The organism is Waltera sp. (assembly GCF_046969025.1).
GTDB classification, from domain to species: Bacteria; Bacillota; Clostridia; order Lachnospirales; family Lachnospiraceae; genus Acetatifactor; species Acetatifactor acetigignens.
Genome location: NZ_JBKVQF010000014.1, coordinates 16,600 through 33,802 on the forward strand (window position 1 = coordinate 16,600; position 17,203 = coordinate 33,802).

Here is a 17,203-nt window from a genome sequence, read left to right on the forward strand (position 1 = left end):
AGGTATTATTATACTTCTATTATATGTATTTCACATTATAAGCGCAATATGGTAAATTATAATCATCAAAAGGAAGTCAGGCCTGACCCCTTAAGCGTAACAACAAAGTCAACAGTTCATTTGTCTTGGAAAGGTTAAGGGTGAATATTATGAAGAAGATCATGGAAAAGGTTAACGAGTTTTTTGACGAGTATTACAAGAGCTTCGCTGAAAAATTCTGATAGAAGTGTGTTTTTCACGCTCATATACACAGAAAAAGCAGCAGATCTGGCGGGATCTGCTGTTTTTTTGTTCAGGTATGAAAATAATATCCGTCTCCATCACTCCCGTCATCCCATTCCTCATTGTCGTCAGATCCTATATATTCTCCGCAATTAGGGCAGTCCCCTTCATAGATTGGGTTCACAAATTCTCCACAATGTGGACAAAATACATCAATAAATGGATTATTCATTTTTCTTATCCCCTTTTCAAGATTTTATCCGCATCCAGCCCATAGGCTTCGATGCACTTTCTCAAATACGCCGGATTCGCCTGTTCGGTCTTATACCTCTCGTACTTATGCTTCTCGTAATACTCCCGCTCGAATTTCTCAGGCGGTGTTCCGTAGCGTTTATTATATCCCTTATACTTTGCTATGGTATTTGGCGGATTCAGGATCTCTATTTTCCTGTCATGGACATATATCCCCACGGCAACCTCTTTGCAGAATTCCTCCTCCGATACCGTTTCGTCACCCCAGGGTCCTTCGTTCCACCCCGTAACCGCAATGATCAGATTCAGATAAGGAAATGCATAGAGCAGTTTATACCATTCTTCGATAAATTCCCTGACCGTGGGGTATTTTTGCGTAGTCGCATTCGCCCCAATCGTTCCATCCGCACGGATCCAGCCATATCCCGTGGGATAATGATTCTTCTGAATGAGACAGTTCTCAAAATTCACACATCCGATATAATCTTCATGGCTGCGAACAGCACTCACGTAAAAATTTAAAAATCTGTCCGTCCTTCGGATAATATCAAATGCCTGCTCTGCCGTTACGGGTACTCCTCTCATCCGGTAATAGGGCCTGCGGACATTTCGAACGGGATTGACTGACTCATCCCCGGCAATAGCGATCTCAATTTCCGAATGCTTTTCATAAACTTCTTTCGGTATCAGCCAGACAATAGCATCGTCTGCTTTATTGCTGATTTCTATGGCTCCGGAAATAATTTTTTCATACTCCCATTCCTTCGTCTCCATATAGGTATTCCCGTATTCATCCGTATATATCGCCACTTCACAATTCTTTTTCAGATAATCAAATATTGTCATTTTCCCTTTTCGCCTCTGACATAATCGCGCATAAAAATGCATATTGCAGATTTTTCTGTGGCAATCTCCGCCTGCAGATCATCGGTATTCCTTTAGTGATCTATCATTGCCAGCAATTTGTCGATTTCCTCCTGGGTAAGTCTTTCATCCGTCTTTGTCATCACAACTTTGCGCCTTGTGGATACATAGTCTTCATAGTCTCCGTATACAATGTCAAAATCGGAGTATCTCTTTTTGTATGCTTTGATCTCCGACAGATTATCATAGGCATCCAGCAAGGTCGGGTACACTTTTAAAACCGTTGCTGTCTCGATCAGGTTGTCGATACCTTTTTTCGTATAGGCCACCGCGATATACTGTTGCGGATACTTGTCTATCATTTCACGTAACTGCATCTGTTTCTTCATCCTTTCCTAATGGTCTGTGATTCATGTTGCACTGCCATCATAGCACATATTTTTTTCAGATCTTTCATCAAATCTAGGGTTGCAAAAAATCGAGCCGGTTCCCCTGCTCGATTTTTCTTTCAAAGCTTTTTATTTTATAATTTCCTGCAGACTTCTCGGTTCATAGTCCATCCACGGCTTCATACAGCCCACATTATATGCCTGTACGTGACTGTCACCGGTATGTCGGCATTCGTTGTCTTTCATTCCTTCCAGACATTTCTGAAAATACATATCTTCCGGGCTGTTGTGGGTATGCCCGTAGAGTAGAATCGTGCCGCGGCTCATATGCTTCCAGCTGAAAATAGGGTAATGGCACAGCACCAGTTCATAACTCTTACCGCCTACAGAATCCCGGATCTCCCTATAATCGCAGACTTCCTGGAACAACTGCCGGTATCTAAGATCGGACACATCATCATGATTGCCCCGGATCAGGACCTTTTTTCCCTTCAGGATTGCCACCAGAGCGATCAGATCCTCGTTCTTACCGCGCATGCTCATATCACCCAGAATGTATACGGTATCTCCGTTAGTTACTTTGCTGTTCCATTTTCTTACGATCTCTGCGTGCATTTCCTCCAGATTCCGGAACGGGCGTCCATCGAATCCTATGGATGCTTCATGAAATAGATGCAGATCACTGATATAATAATTCATACTGTTGTCTCCCATTCCACATTCGCCACAGATCCCTAATATCAATTTCATTTATTGTCCAACCATCATCTGGCGTCCATGATGCAATATTATTAATTGGCTCTGTTTTACTTTTACAGCTTACTAAGCTCAAACATAAAATTGCAATAACGAATATCAGTTTTTGTTTATATCTATTCTTCATAACTTAGCAGTACAGCCTCCTTTTATTGGGAATATCGTTAATATTCCTTTTTCCGTTGCATGCTTTTCCCAGTCATTTTCCGTCAATATCTCTAGCGGTAGTAATCTCTGTGGACCGTTCTCATCCTCTTCATATCCCCATGAGTATCCGCCCAGGAATTTCAGTTTATTGCCATTCATTCGAGAGGGCAGATCTACTAGATAGGTATAAGCTGTCCATTTCAAGTGTCTACACCCAGCCAAATTACAACAGGGAGCATCAAATATTTCTGCCGGATAACCATACGCAAAATATGGATTCCCTTTTCCCAGATTTTCATCACTGACATCTATGGAAAGCTCTCTGTTTTCCCCATAATTTTCAATTCTTTCCACGAATTGAATAAATCCACAGGATCTCCGATAACCGGTCGCATTCATGTGTTCAAAGTAACCATGCATTACCGGATAACCTATGCAACATATTTTGTCTATCGGAAATCCCTGAAGGGCATCATAGCCAATTTCCCTGGGATCTGTACCTTGCGTGTATTCTACGGTGAGATTTTCTTCTATTCCATGAAGTGTAAAAGGAATTGTTATTCTGCTTTCCAAAGAATTATCCCCTCCTTCTGTATATTCTGATAAAACGGCAAAACATTTCGCCATTTCTCCATGTTTTCTTCCTGAATATCAATGATAGAAAATACTCTGTCATATCGAAGATCTAATTCCGCTGACCAATGAATGAACTGTTCCTTTGTTGCATCATCCATTTCATTTTTTATGATAATTACAATATCAATATCACTCTCATCCGTATTATCATTTCTGGCGACAGATCCGTACAATATGATTGCCAAAATACTATCCGAAAAAAGATCTACTACCCCTTGGGGCAAATCCTCTTTCATTGTATTTGTCAGCATACTGTCACCCCTTCGTCTTGAGAATATATTACTGTTATTTGTATACAATTATATTCCTTCTTTTTATCATTCACAATAAAAAATAAGAGAAACACGGCATTTCTACCGTGTTCCTCTCACTAATTAAGTATGCTGGTGGCCGGACTTGAACCGGCACGGAGTTGCCCCCGAGGGATTTTAAGTCCCTTGCGTCTGCCTATTCCGCCACACCAGCGGACGCATCACACATTTATATAAATGTGCGAATGGATGGAGGTGGATTCGAACCACCGAAGCAAATTGCAGCAGATTTACAGTCTGTCCCCTTTGGCCACTCGGGAATCCATCCATGTCAGGCAAGAGTGCCTTAACAATGTGAAATTGTAGCATATGTTCACACAAATTGCAAGATGTTTTTATTATTTTAGTGTAAAAGTTCAGCCATAGGATGACAGAAGCGACGATTGGGTGCTCGCACACAAAGCGTCAATTCTGTCATCCTATGAGCAGAGCGCCAATCTATGAGCAAAAGTAGTCACGAAGTGACGAAAAAGCGTGCTAACGCAACTTTGCGAATGACGCAGGCTGAACTGCTTCAATATAATATAAATAGAAAGGATACTGCGACAGTTGCATCAGTCCGTAATCGGTTACCTGATATCCATCCTGCTGCAATCCGGCGATGGCATCTGCGCCAAGTTCGGTCGGTGTAAAATACCAGAACCTGTCGGAATCCGCCTGGTTGTAATCTCCGTTCACGATTTCATTATCCGGATAGTAATAATACAGCACGGTCCAACCCAGATGTTTTACACCATTCGTGACCATATTTACATCCTCATCGGGGGTACCGATCAGATCCAGTGTCTTTTCGGTCTCCACCTTCTGCTGTTCATAGCTGTCATAGCATTCCCGATAGTTCTGAATTCCCAGGCCGAATAATACTACCAGCAATACCGCCAGCACAATTCTGCTTACAGCCTCCAGGCCCTTCCAGGACTTCTTCTCCAGCTCTGCAGCCAGTTCCAGCACACGGCTGCTGCCCACCGCCAGCATGACGATTGCCACCGCGCTTAACGGATACAGATATCTCTGTGCCAGCATCGGTGCCATAACAACACTTAACAAATAAGCAAATGCCAAAGTTCCAAGGATTGTGCAGGCTCCCACTGCCATGGCATATGTCTTGTCAGACCAGTTTCTCACAGAAGGCTTCTGCATATGTACTCCGTCTTTTTCCACAGAGAATACAGAAGAATCCACTGCCAGGGTCACCACCAGAAACAGAATCACCAGCGGGAATACGATACCATTCATCCCTCTGCCGCCCATAACGATCTCCAGACTCTGGTCCAGTCCCAGGATCTCTGTCATCCACCAGCCTCTGCTGACATTTTTCAAGCCGGCATAGAAGAAATATAGCCAGGGTGCATAACCTATGAAAAATGCTACGATGGCCAGAACACCCTTTATCCATGTTTTCCCACGGTATTTGATCCATACGGCCACTCCGGTGAAAAACATCATAATGCCTACAGCCACCAGTGCATAATAGTGAGAATACGCTGCTGCCAGTGCCCACAGCACCATGCCTGCCCAGGTCTTCCTGCTGCCGTCAGCAATGACTCTGTAGGAACAATAGAAGCAACCCATTACACACAGGAAAGCCAGCGCATACATGCGGACTTCCAGATTGTACTCCAGACACGCCTGTCCCAGACCGGAGATCATCACAAAAAATGTTGCCGCAAGCATTCCGAAATGTTTCCGCACAACGGTCAGTGCCAGTACGATCCCGATCACGAAGGGCACCAGAGAGGCCAGGTGGAATACCGGTACCTTATATCCGAACAGGGTCCCGAATAATTTCAGCCAGTAATAATACAGTGGCGGATGATTGTCCCAGTAATACAATACCTGCAAAATGCCATCCACATCCTTGTGGGCCGTATTCGCAGAAAACGCCTCATCCCCCCACAGTACGCGGTCGGACATCATGCTGAAATTCAGACACACCACCAGCACTGTCAATGCCAGTACTGCCACCGGTCCTATGTATTTGCGAAATACGCTCCACGCCTTGCTATCGGTAATCTTACTCAGGACGCTCCGGATCTTCTCATGCTTTCCGGCTTTCGCTTCTTCCACGAACAATTCCGCAATGGCATAGACCAGCATCATGCTGATCTCCAGACATAGAACTTTCACTGCATATTCTCTGGATTCCAACAGCTTTCTCAAGATCGTATTGCCGTCATTGCCGGTCAGCGACAACAGGATCCAGGGAATGACCAACATACAGAGCAGGCAGGTGAGATAACGAAGGACATATTCTCCCTTCCCGATCGTGACAGACTGTCCGCTTTTTTTGTTATTTTTTAAAATAGATTGCCGCCAGATCCCAATGGATACCAGCGGCAACAGCAGGGTAATAATGATGGTGAACATCGAATATCCTCTCTGTCTTTTGTATTTGTAACTATTCAGAGCCATGTAAATAGTATCAAATGAGCGTCGAATCCTTGCATTCGTAAGAGCATTTGATACTATTTATAGGGCGAAGTAACCACCATGAGCAAAAAGGAAGCCTCGCAGAGGCGGTTTTGCGAATGGTGTTCTGAATAGTTACATATATTTATTCTTCTACATATTTCAGTATCGTTGCCGAGGTCTGTGGCATCTCGATCAGAACCTTGCCTGCCCTGATCTCATACTCCGCACCTTCCATGCAATACCCGTCATCCCTGGACTGCAGGATCACTTTCATCTTACCTGTCTTAGGGGTTCCGATCTCCCACACATGAATCTCTTTGGTGATGGGATGATAATTATTGTTGATCAGGATCGCACACTGTCCCTTGCGGTTAAAACGTCCGTAAGAAATAAAGTTGTAGTCATTTTCCAACATTTTCAAGGAGCCGATCCGCAGCTCCTCGTTCTCCCGGCGCAGACGGATAATGTCCTTATGAAATGCCAGCAGCACCTGATCCTCATGTCCCCAGGGATACGTTCTGCGGTTGTCAGGATCTGTGAAACCACAGACACCGGCCTCATCTCCGTAATAGATTGTAGGAGCACCCGTCCATGTCATCTGGATCACAACGCCTTCCCGGAAGACTGCCTTATTGATACCCTGTTCCGCAGCCTGCGGTCCCAGTGTATTGGTACGTCCCACCTTATGATTCGTTCTCGTCAGAAAACGGGAATGATCATGGTTGGACAGTTCATTCATAGCCACCTGCCAGCTGGGCATGGAGAAACTGGAGGTATGATGCCGCATGGCTCCCCAGAAGCTCTCTGCATTGCCGAGCAGATCCTCTCTGTAGTCATCGCTGTGCTTCTCCATACCGGTGAGGAACCAGGTCACGGGCTCCATGAACGCATCGTAGTTCATGACAGTATCCCATTCGTTGCCCTGCAGCCAGTCTCTGGTATTGCCGTAGTGCTCTGCCAGAATAATAGCCTCCGGATTGGCCTCTTTTACCGCTTTCCGGAATTCCTGCCAGAAATGATGATTGAACTCCTGGCTGTGGCCTAAGTCTGCCGCCACATCCAGTCTCCAGCCATCCACATTGTAGGGCGGAGATACCCATTTTTTCGCTACATGAAGGACATAGTCCATCAGTTCCTGGGATCCCTCGTAGTTCAGCTTCGGCAGTGTGTCATGTCCCCACCATCCGTCATAGGAATTGTTATAGGGCCATGCTGCCTGATTGTGGAAATCAAAGTAATTCCGATAAGGGCTGTCAGCACTGACATAGGCACCCTTGTCATATCCTTCCGCATTCTCATAGATGCGCTCTCTGTCCATCCATTTATTAAAGGAACCACAGTGATTGAACACGCCATCCAGAATGACTCTCATGTCTCTGCGGTGTGCCTCTGCCACCACCTGAGCAAACAGCTCGTTGCTGGCTTCCAGATTCGCCTTGTTAGTCACACGGTCGATGTAACGGGAAGCAAAACGGTTCTCCCGCTGTCCGTCGGGAAGCAGATCCCCTTCATCACTGACAATCTTTCCAATATGGGGATCAATATAATCATAATCCTGAATATCGTATTTGTGGTTGGAAGGGGAGACAAACAGAGGATTAAAATAAATCACCTCAACTCCCAGATCCTGCAGGTAGTCCATCTTGTCCAGCACACCCTGCAGGTCTCCGCCGTAGAACTCACGGACATCCATCTGTGCGGGATAACGTCCCCAGTCCTCTACGCGGTGTACCGGCTCCCCGATATAGCAATATTCATTGGTCAGCACATCATTGGAAGGATCGCCATTGCAGAAACGATCGGTATAGATCTGGTACATTACCGCACCTTTTGCCCAGTCGGGAGTATGGAAGCCGGGAATGATGATAAAATCATAATACTCGTTGACCTCCTGCACCAATCCTCTCATATCGAAGATACCTGTGATCCTGCCGGTCTGTACCTCAAAGTAGTAGGATACCTTCTGATCATCCAGACGCATCACATAAGCATAGTAATCAAAATCATTATTGCTCTCCACTCGTACCATGAGATGCTTCTGTCCACCGCTTACGAGGAATATCCTGTCCACGTTGTTCCTTGCGGTACGGAAACGGATCGTCACCTCGGAATATGGTTCCGGCTCTTCCGGGATCACATACTCCGCACTTGTATCCGTAAAAAGAGCTCTTCTGTTAAATACGGGTCTCATGGCAGCAATATACTGCTGATTATATTCTGTTCGACGTAATCGCTCCAGATCCATAGTATCTATCCTTTCTGAGACTAATGTCTTACTATCTATATTATGACACTGCTTCTGCCAAAGTGCTTTGTTGTCTTGTGCGCTCCGGCAGTATGACATGTCCCAAGCTCAAAAGCTCTATTTATTATACCCTTTTTCCTTACATCTGACAACTGCCCGCCTCTTTATTCAGCGATTTTTAGACAGTAAAAAGGACAGTCTTGGGAGGACTGCCCTTTTTAGAGAAGGTATTTCTTTCTTATGGGGTATAGCAAAAAACTATATAATGTATTGGGGGGGTTACGAGTATTATAATAGCATGCACTCCTATTTTTGACTATTCTCAAAATTCACAAATATCACAAAAGTGAATATTCATTTTTGTATATTTTTCACAAAATCGGTTTGTACAATACTACCAATTCCACGAAACTCCCGCGAAAACCTTTTCCTATACGAAAAGACCCTCGAATTCTTCTCTGGTGATCTTCTCCTTCTCCAACAGCAGCTGTGCACAGCTATGCAGCACATCCTCATGCTGTAAGATAATATCCTTGGCTTTGGTATAGCAGTCATCTATGATGTGCTTGACTTCCTTATCGATCTCACCGGAAATCTCCTCACTGTGCGCCTTGGCATGTGCCAGATCCTTACCGATGAAGACTTCATCATCGTCATCGTCATAGCAGATGACACCGATATTATCAGACATTCCGTAACGGGTTACCATACGGCGGGCTGTCTTGGTGGCTTTCTTAATATCACTGGATGCTCCGGTGGTAATATCTCCGAAGATGATCTCCTCTGCGATACGTCCGCCCAAAGATACCATGATATCCTGGAGCATACGGCTCTTGGTGGCGAACATCTCATCCTTTTCCGGCAGAGGCATGGTGTAACCGGCGGCTCCCACTCCGGTCGGGATAATGGATACGGTATAGACCGGTCCCACATCCGGAAGTACATGGAACAGGATCGCATGGCCTGCTTCGTGGTATGCAGTGATCTTCTTCTCCTTGTCGGAAATGATACGGCTCTTCTTCTCCGCACCGATTCCCACTTTGATAAAGGCTCTCTTGATATCCTTCTGTGCGATAAAGGAGCGGTTCTCCTTCGCCGCGATAATGGCTGCTTCGTTCAGCAGGTTCTCCAGATCCGCTCCGGTGAAGCCTGCAGTAGTCTGAGCGATCTGCTGCAGATTCACATCATCCCCCAGAGGTTTGTTCTTCGCATGTACTTTCAAAATCTCTTCTCTGCCACCGATATCCGGGGTTCCCACCGCTACCTTACGGTCGAAACGACCGGGACGCAGGATTGCAGGATCCAGAATATCCACACGGTTGGTGGCCGCCATAACGATAATGCCCTCATTGACGCCGAAACCGTCCATTTCTACCAGTAACTGGTTCAGGGTCTGCTCTCTCTCATCGTGTCCTCCGCCCATACCGGTACCACGCCGTCTTGCCACGGCATCGATCTCATCGATAAATACGATACAAGGTGCATTATGCTTTGCTTCTTCAAACAGGTCACGCACACGGGAAGCGCCCACACCAACGAACATTTCCACGAAATCGGATCCGGAAATGCTGAAGAACGGTACTCCGGCTTCTCCGGCCACTGCCTTGGCCAACAGGGTCTTACCGGTTCCGGGAGGGCCCTCCAACAGGACACCCTTGGGGATTCTGGCTCCGACACCGGTGTATTTTCCCGGCTCCTTCAGGAAATCAACGATCTCCTCCAGTTCTTCCTTTTCCTCTTTCAGACCGGCTACCTGAGCGAATGTGACACTCTTGTCACCCAGTGTCATCTTGGCGCGGCTTTTGCCGAAGTTCATCATCTTGCCGTTACCGCCGCCTGCTTGTTGGGCATTCATCATCATGAACAGGAAAATTCCCACCGCCAGCACGACCAGCATCGGCAGCATATAGGTCAGGAACCAGTTCTCCCTTTCAATGTCATTGACCACCGGATCAAACCCATACTCACGTACCAGGGTCTCCAGTTCTGTAATGTCCGTTGCGTACAGCTTATGAGATGCACCGTTCTTCATCTGGATCTCCAGATATCCGGTAGGTGCTTCTCCGTTGGGCTGCACCACGACTTCCGATACATTGCCGGCATCCAGATCCGCAATGAACTCCGCCTTGGTGTATTCATCTGTACGGTTGTTCAACAGGTTGAGGCCGAAGATCACCAGAAGCAGAAGTATGATAAATATAAAATATGAATTGATTGTTTTGCCGTTTTGTTTCAACTTCACGGGCCTCCTACATCTTTGTATCGCTTAATCGAATTCTACCACACCGATGTAAGGCAGATTACGATATCTCTGATCATAATCCAGACCATAGCCCACTACAAACTCATCGGGAATATTAAATCCGGTATAATCCACATGGACATCGATCACTCTTCTCTCGGGTTTGTCCAACAGGGTGCACAGACGTAAAGAAGCCGGACCTCTGTCCTTCAGCATCTCCAGCAGATAGCTCAGGGTTCTTCCGCTGTCCACGATATCCTCTACTACAATAACTTCCTTATCTTTCAGAGATTCGTCCAGATCCTTCACGATCTTGACTACACCGCTGGACTTGGTATCGCTACCATAGCTGGATACGGACATAAAGTCCAGAGATACGGGAACAGTGATACGCTTTGCCAGTTCACACATGAAAAAGCTGCCACCCTTCAGTACACATACAAGGTGTACCTGCTTACCCGCATAATCCTTGCTGATCTGCTCACCGATCTCCTGGATTCTCTTATCTACTTCCTCTTCTGTCAACAGTACTCTGATATGCTCTGCCATTTTCTTTTGTCTTTTCGCTTTTAAGCGAACTCCTTTCTTATTAATTGTACCTTTAAAATACGTTTTGTATTCTCCGTTACTTTATAATATTCGCTGATACGGTATCCCACGACCCACAGTACATGCTCTCCCTCTGCCAGGATCGGCAGTCTGTCGCGTTCCGCCTGTGGGATCTTTTGATCGACCAGATAACTTTTCAGCGATTTATGGATCATCCCGCCTCTGCCGTCAACAATGGTCAGATAGTCACCCGGCTTTCTTGTCCGTATCACCGGACATTTTTTTATTTTATCATAATCAAACCATTTCGTATACTGATTTGTGGGAACTTCTTGGTTTTTTTCATGGGCAGCGGCCAGGTCACACACACAGTATTCCACCGTTCCCACTTCACATTCCACTGTCCCTGTCTGTCCGGGAGAAAGCTGCAGAGTTGGTTGATATTTCTCAGCCACTTCCGTCTTCTCCAAAAACTCCCTGTCTGTCCTCTCTACTGTCAGCAGGACTTCCTCATATTGCCGTCTACCCCGGATGCCGAACGGAAGACAGATCTGCCGGTTGCCTTCCCTGGTAAACAAGGTCAGCAGCTCCTGAATATGCTGGTAAGTGATGTCTTTCTGCCCGGGAGACAATTGCTTCACTTGTTCATACAAGAGGCGCTTACGGATCACAGGATGCAACGACAGAAAAGACTCCACAGCAATACAGATCACCGCGTTCCGGCTGTCCCCCGTCTCTGCGGACTCTCCGTCACCGTCCGTTGCCCGGATACATCGGCCAGCTGCTTCTTTTGTCTGCAGTTCCAGATAGTCCTCCGTCTCCGCCAGCAGCTCCGCCGTCTGATTCATATGTGCTACACAGCCCTTTACAATATTCTGCTCCGCATAAGGCAAAATATGATGCCGAATACGATTTCTGGTGTAGTCATCCTCCTCATTGGTGGCATCCTTGCAATAGACAATTCCTCGCTGTTGTAAAAACTTCTCGATCTCCCACCGTTCCAGACATAGGAGCGGTCGTATAATCCGATCTCTCACAGGCAAAATGCTGGCCAGTCCCCGGATTCCACTGCCCCGGAACAAATGGAACAGCTGGGTCTCGCTGCGGTCATTGCTGTTGTGGGCCACTGCGATCTTCGTGGCTCCCCACTCCTTTGCCGCCTTTTCAAATGCCTCATATCTCGTTCTGCGCCCGGCTTCTTCCTCAGAGATTTTCTCCATGCGGGCTCTGTTCCTTACCTCTGCCCTGGTCAGGAAAAAAGGGATTCTTCTCTCCTCGCAGAGCTGCTCCACATACCGGGCATCTTCTCCGGCCTCCGCACGAATGCCGTGATCCACATGCACTACGGCAATGTCTGTAGGTACTTCCTTCTGCCATTCCAGCAACAAAAATAAGAGGCAAACCGAGTCTGCCCCTCCAGAAACACCGGCTACCACACGGTCGCCGGCCTGCAGCATGTGATGCTCTCTGATATATGCAAATACTTTTTCTCGCGTATCCATCCATGTATTCATGTTTTTACTCTATCCTAATTATGGGGAAAAATCAAGGCGGCATCACGTGTTTTCCCACAGGCAGAGCACAAATACCGTCATATCGTCCCGAATCCGTCCTTCTGAGGCACAGATGGCATAGGACAATATTTTCTCTGCGATCTCCTGCGGGTTCTGTTCCTGCAACCCTTCCAGCACCTGTGCCATGCGCTCTTCCCCGTCTTCCATCATATCCAGAACCCCGTCCGTCATCATGACCAGCAGATCTCCCGGCCGGATCTGACACATCTGTCGTTCTATCTGCACTTTTTGAAAAATACCTAACGGCAGGCTTTCGCCGCCGACACAGAGAACCCTTCCGGAGGTCTTCCAGAACGTGGCAACACCGCCCACCTTGCAGATCTCACATTCGCCGGTATACAGATCCAGGCTGCAAAGGTCTATCGTAGGATGATCGTCCTCTTCATTTTGCGCATACAACGCAGAATTCAGGAGATTCACAGATGCCTCGGTCCCGAAGCCCGCCTCCAGCATTTTTTCCATGAGATCCATGACTCTGCCGCTGCCCCGGCTGGCATCCTCCCCGGAGCCTGTCCCATCAGACAACAGCAGGATCAGCTTCCCTTTTTCCGATTCCATGGTGGCATACTGATCCCCCGAGACTTTCTCCCCTTCTTTTACCGCCCGGCTCACCCCCGTCAGTGCTATGTATTTCGGTTCCTCTGTGAACAGAAAACAATGCGGCTCCTGCTCCACGAGATAAGGGCTTCCTGAAGAGACCTGCAGCTTTTTTCCCAATAATACCGTCAGCATGTCCGCCACCTGTGCCGCCTTATAGTGCCTTTTTTCGGTGGACAGTGTCATACTGATCCCTGCTTCTGTCCCGGAGCTGCTGCCGTCCTTCTCCACATAGCAGAGGTCTCTGGCGATGATCCCTTCACTCTTGAGCGCCTGTACCAGGCTTTTCCTCTTTTTCTCTTCCAGCGGACAATACCCCAGTTCCTCTCCTGCTACCCGTTCCATGATCCGGGCCACTTCCTGCAGATGGTCTCCCATGATCTGTCTGCTCTGCCACAGCATACATTTTTCCAGAATATTCTGCCTGTCCTCTCCTGTAATCTGTATCTCCTGCCGAAAGCTCTTCCCCAGTTCCTCAAAACTCTCCGCATATCCCATCAGTTTCTGTCTGCACAGCAGTGAGATCTGTGCACACTGTTCTCTCTCCAGCCGTTCCTGCTCCTTTTTCCCTATGATCATGGCATCCTCCCCTTTCTGTTTTCACGATTATAGGGCAGTTTTCCTCTTCCTTTTGTCAAATCGAGGGAGGGAGAGACTTCATTTTTTGCGACAAAAAAAGCAGGTTCACTGTTGAGAAACAGTTTCCCTGCTTAATTGTCTTCCTGAAAAAGGATCTCACCTTCGTATACCAGTCCCAGCTTATCCTTCGCCACCTCTTCCACATAAGCTTTCGTCTGAGTGTACTTACCGAATTCCTCGATCTGTTCCGCTCTGGTCTGCTCTGCTTCGATCTGCGCGCCAAGACTTGCGATCTGGGTATCATAGCCCGCAATCTTCTGTTGTAATTCCACGCTCCGCGCCGCAACGACCACCATGATCATCAACACGACCAGGGTCACCAGGAACATACTGAACCGGTTCTGGTGTCTCTTGCGGTAGGCTGCTTTTCTTCTTGCCATACGCGCATCTCCTTTTAATGAATATTTTAAGCATTTTCCTAAGTATAGTCAACTGCTTTTTCAGCCAATTTCCCGTTATCCGCAAGGCTTTCCGGATTGGGTGCAGAAGAGTATTCAGGCCCAGTGCCACATACTTTACAAAAAAGGGACTGATTGTCCTGTGATACAGGTACATTCCCGCCAATGCCCCCAGCACGGCAAACCATCGCAGGTTCCCGTTACTTTCATGAAACATCAGCAGAAAGACCTTTCCCGCACAGTAGATCCAGAATGCCAGATCTTCCAGAGATACCATGCTGGTACTGTGAGCAAACACTCTTCGCAGGATCCGCAGAATATCATACAGAAAAGTGATCCCCACACCCAGCAGAAAGGAATGCAGCAGAAAAACATTTTCATCCATCAGCGGAACAGCCTGCCCAGGAAGGATTCCTGTTTTTCTCCGGATGCTGCGGTATCCGAATATACAAGGCTGTCGATCCGGCCGTCAATATCCACTTCCCCCTTGTCTAATGTCAGGCGGTTCACATGGAGCTCGTTGCCACGGATCATCAGCATCCCCTGTTCCGTCTCCAGCAGGATCTCCCGCAGATCAAAGGAAAGGACGTCATTTACCCCATTCACGGTACATGTCCGTCTGTTGGTCATGGTCACTTTATGCATACGTCCTGTCGCGTTTAAATCTTCCATTCTCTCCATAGCCTCCCATCCTCCGCTCCTTCCGGAACCGGACTTACAATGTATTGTATGGGAAAATGTGGAAATTTATACATAGAGAACCTGATATTATATATAACGGAAAAGTTCTTTGGCTTCTTCTTTTTTCACGGTCTCCTGTACATCCAGGACCTCGACTTTTACTTCCTTGTTGCCGAAAGAGATGGAAATGATATCTCCCTCTTTGACATTGGCGGATGCCTTTGCCGGCTTATCATTGATCAGCACTCTGCCGCTGTCGCAGGCCTCATTAGCCACAGTACGGCGCTTGATCAGTCGGGATACCTTCAAATATTTGTCTAATCTCATGCTTTTAACCTCACGATCATCCGTTTCTGAAAAACAAAAGAGACCCGAAAGGTTGTCCTATCGAGTCTCTGAAAATTCAGCTTCTATTATGCGTTCAACATATCCTTTAATGCCTTACCAGCCTTGAACTTAGGAGCCTTGGAAGCAGCGATCTTCATAGGTGCGCCGCTCTGAGGATTTCTACCCTCTCTAGCTGCTCTGCTGGATACTTCGAAAGTACCGAAGCCAACTAACTGAACCTTACCATCCTTCTTTAACTCTTCAGCAACAACATCGGTGAATGCCTTTAATGCCTTCTCTGCGTCCTTCTTGGAAAGACCTGCCTGATCAGCCATAGCTGCAACTAATTCTGTTTTGTTCATATTGAACTCCTCCTGTAATGAGTTTTCGTTATTAATTTTACGCTCGAAAATAGTTCTTTTGAAACGTCTATACATATATATATCTGTTTTTATCCCTTTTGTCAAGGTTTTTCCGCATATTTACGGCATTTCTTCCCCTCCCGGAAAGGATCATTCTGTCGATGAAGAGCTGGCCGTCAGGTCTACAAATGAGTAGGATACATCCTTTTCTTCTTCATCCACCTGTACCGTATAACTTCTGGTTTCATAACCGGATTTTCGCAGGGTGATCACATGACTTCCTGGGGTCTTCTTAAAACTGCAGGGGGAAATTCCCACATAGTTGCCGTCCAGATATACCTCCACATTTTCCGGAGCATCAATATGCACGCGGTAATAGGTCGTAGTCGTATCTGCGGTGGAGGTAGATTCCGTTGCGGAAGAGCTGGAAGAACTGCTGCTTTCCGTACTGTCTTCACTGTCGGAGTCCGCCTTATCCAGCTGGACATCCACTCCCGCGGATTCCTGCCCCACCCTGAGATACTGTGTAAGCGACTTATAGCCGTCCGCCTTCGCTATGATCTGATGAATACCGTATTCCAGCGTGACCGGCTGGGAAGCATCCACCTGACTTCCATCGATATACAATTCTGCATCGGAAGGATTCAGGGAAAACAGCACCATACCGTACTGTGCCTCTGCCACTTCCAGATCACCGATATCCAGTGTTGTTTCCTCGTTGCGGTTGATCACGACATTTTTCGTGCCGCCACCTCCATTATAGCTGATATCTACCTGATAGCTTCCCTCCGGCACAGTCACCAGCATGTCCTCTGTGATCCGTACGATCTGTGTCTGGCCGATTTCCAGCCAGCCGCCCACAAAGTTCTCATCATTGACCAGTCTGAGGTATCCATGGCCTTTTTCCACCGTTACGCTGAGCACTGTGCTGTCAATGCCGTGAAATGTCAGGATATCCGCCGGATTCAGATCCATTTTTTCAATGCTGTGTCCCTGGGAAAAATACTGGGTATCCTTAGACAGCTGGAACACCTCTTCCCCGATGGCCACCTCATTCCGTACGGTATTCATCTCGTAGTGCTCCACATCTTCATACTGCCATGCTGTCTGCGCCAGCTGCATGGAGGTCAGATGCTTCTGACTTTTCAAAAAAGTCACATCCACGATGTCCCCCTCCTGCAGCTGACTCAGGGAAATTGCCTTTCCATATTTATCTGCGAACCGCGTTGTTCCGTCCATGGACAGCGTGTAACGTTTGCCTAAATCCAGATTTAACAGTGTGACAGTGTTGTCAACATTATTGATATCCACCAGTACCGCCGTATCTGCGGAATCATAGCTGTCCGGATTGGTGACAACAAAGCCGGTATCTATCCGCTCTGCCTGTGCCGTTGGCGCAGGTGTTGCCGCCGTCCCGGAGGATGCTGTCTGCCCGCATCCAGCAAATGACATTGCTGTCACAAGCAAAAGGATTACCACTGTCTGTTTCGTTTTCGAATACTTTTTGTCTTCGAATCTTTTCAACGTTTTTGCTTCTCCTTTGTCTCCTGACGCTGCGATCCTGCCGCAACGTCTCTTCCGTTGTCTGCCGTTCATTGCC

General features: G+C 47.2%; 17 protein-coding genes and 2 tRNA genes. All 19 read right to left on the minus strand.

Features of this window, described 5'->3' with window-relative positions:
• Positions 1-459 precede the first annotated feature (459 nt).
• The 19 genes from ACLTOH_RS09095 to ACLTOH_RS09185 all read right to left on the minus strand — a co-directional run bounded on the left by ACLTOH_RS09095 (position 460) and on the right by ACLTOH_RS09185 (position 17,199).
• Positions 460-1,320: a hypothetical protein gene (locus tag ACLTOH_RS09095; RefSeq protein WP_118537141.1), complete on the minus strand. Its 861-nt coding sequence runs from the start codon at positions 1,318-1,320 to the stop codon at positions 460-462.
• A gap of 92 nt (positions 1,321-1,412) precedes the next feature.
• On the minus strand, positions 1,413-1,715 hold the full coding sequence (locus tag ACLTOH_RS09100) for a hypothetical protein (RefSeq protein WP_022312548.1): 303 nt from the start codon (positions 1,713-1,715) through the stop codon (positions 1,413-1,415).
• A 141-nt stretch (positions 1,716-1,856) separates the two neighbouring features.
• Positions 1,857-2,477 carry a metallophosphoesterase gene (locus tag ACLTOH_RS09105; protein WP_337413227.1) on the minus strand — a complete coding sequence of 207 codons (621 nt, stop codon included), beginning with the start codon at positions 2,475-2,477 and terminating at the stop codon, positions 1,857-1,859.
• Positions 2,478-2,606: 129 nt separating this feature from the next.
• Entirely contained in the window at positions 2,607-3,203 is a 597-nt protein-coding gene (locus ACLTOH_RS09110; protein ID WP_262594821.1) for a hypothetical protein, read from the minus strand.
• Positions 3,188-3,517 carry a nucleotidyltransferase family protein gene (locus tag ACLTOH_RS09115; protein WP_262594823.1) on the minus strand — a complete coding sequence of 110 codons (330 nt, stop codon included), beginning with the start codon at positions 3,515-3,517 and terminating at the stop codon, positions 3,188-3,190. The genes ACLTOH_RS09110 and ACLTOH_RS09115 overlap by 16 nt, the downstream gene beginning before the upstream one ends.
• Positions 3,518-3,647: 130 nt before the next feature.
• Positions 3,648-3,731 (minus strand) — tRNA-Leu (locus tag ACLTOH_RS09120).
• A 32-nt stretch (positions 3,732-3,763) separates the two neighbouring features.
• Positions 3,764-3,845, minus strand: a tRNA-Tyr gene (locus ACLTOH_RS09125).
• A 209-nt stretch (positions 3,846-4,054) separates the two neighbouring features.
• On the minus strand, positions 4,055-5,944 hold the full coding sequence (locus tag ACLTOH_RS09130; RefSeq protein ID WP_182430251.1) for a glycosyltransferase family 39 protein: 1,890 nt from the start codon (positions 5,942-5,944) through the stop codon (positions 4,055-4,057).
• Between the two features lie 187 nt (positions 5,945-6,131).
• Complete coding sequence (locus tag ACLTOH_RS09135; protein WP_262594825.1) at positions 6,132-8,234, minus strand: glycoside hydrolase family 13 protein; 2,103 nt, start codon at positions 8,232-8,234, stop codon at positions 6,132-6,134.
• Between the two features lie 430 nt (positions 8,235-8,664).
• Entirely contained in the window at positions 8,665-10,470 is a 1,806-nt protein-coding gene (ftsH, locus tag ACLTOH_RS09140; RefSeq protein WP_337769852.1) for an ATP-dependent zinc metalloprotease FtsH, read from the minus strand.
• Positions 10,471-10,500: 30 nt separating this feature from the next.
• Positions 10,501-11,025 carry a hypoxanthine phosphoribosyltransferase gene (hpt, locus tag ACLTOH_RS09145; protein ID WP_022313253.1) on the minus strand — a complete coding sequence of 175 codons (525 nt, stop codon included), beginning with the start codon at positions 11,023-11,025 and terminating at the stop codon, positions 10,501-10,503.
• A 20-nt stretch (positions 11,026-11,045) separates the two neighbouring features.
• Positions 11,046-12,539, minus strand: a complete 1,494-nt coding sequence (gene tilS / locus ACLTOH_RS09150) for a tRNA lysidine(34) synthetase TilS (RefSeq protein ID WP_412223977.1) — start codon at positions 12,537-12,539, stop codon at positions 11,046-11,048.
• Between the two features lie 42 nt (positions 12,540-12,581).
• Positions 12,582-13,775 (minus strand): SpoIIE family protein phosphatase, encoded by a 1,194-nt coding sequence (locus ACLTOH_RS09155; RefSeq protein ID WP_119624219.1) that lies wholly within the window; start codon positions 13,773-13,775, stop codon positions 12,582-12,584.
• 131 nt (positions 13,776-13,906) lie between these two features.
• The gene (locus tag ACLTOH_RS09160; RefSeq protein ID WP_227064017.1) at positions 13,907-14,164 is read right to left on the minus strand and encodes a septum formation initiator family protein; all 258 of its coding nucleotides are present in this window, start codon (positions 14,162-14,164) and stop codon (positions 13,907-13,909) included.
• Positions 14,076-14,618, minus strand: coding sequence for a spore cortex biosynthesis protein YabQ (gene yabQ, locus ACLTOH_RS09165; RefSeq protein WP_118503033.1), 543 nt, complete (start codon positions 14,616-14,618; stop codon positions 14,076-14,078). Before yabQ ends, ACLTOH_RS09160 begins: the two co-directional genes overlap by 89 nt.
• The gene (yabP, locus tag ACLTOH_RS09170; RefSeq protein ID WP_117465441.1) at positions 14,618-14,905 is read right to left on the minus strand and encodes a sporulation protein YabP; all 288 of its coding nucleotides are present in this window, start codon (positions 14,903-14,905) and stop codon (positions 14,618-14,620) included. Before yabP ends, yabQ begins: the two co-directional genes overlap by 1 nt.
• A gap of 96 nt (positions 14,906-15,001) precedes the next feature.
• The gene (locus ACLTOH_RS09175; protein WP_022313248.1) at positions 15,002-15,241 is read right to left on the minus strand and encodes an RNA-binding S4 domain-containing protein; all 240 of its coding nucleotides are present in this window, start codon (positions 15,239-15,241) and stop codon (positions 15,002-15,004) included.
• 86 nt (positions 15,242-15,327) lie between these two features.
• Positions 15,328-15,678 carry an HU family DNA-binding protein gene (locus tag ACLTOH_RS09180; protein WP_255713168.1) on the minus strand — a complete coding sequence of 117 codons (351 nt, stop codon included), beginning with the start codon at positions 15,676-15,678 and terminating at the stop codon, positions 15,328-15,330.
• A 75-nt stretch (positions 15,679-15,753) separates the two neighbouring features.
• Positions 15,754-17,199, minus strand: coding sequence for a PEGA domain-containing protein (locus tag ACLTOH_RS09185; RefSeq protein ID WP_337544592.1), 1,446 nt, complete (start codon positions 17,197-17,199; stop codon positions 15,754-15,756).
• Positions 17,200-17,203: the final 4 nt, after the last annotated feature.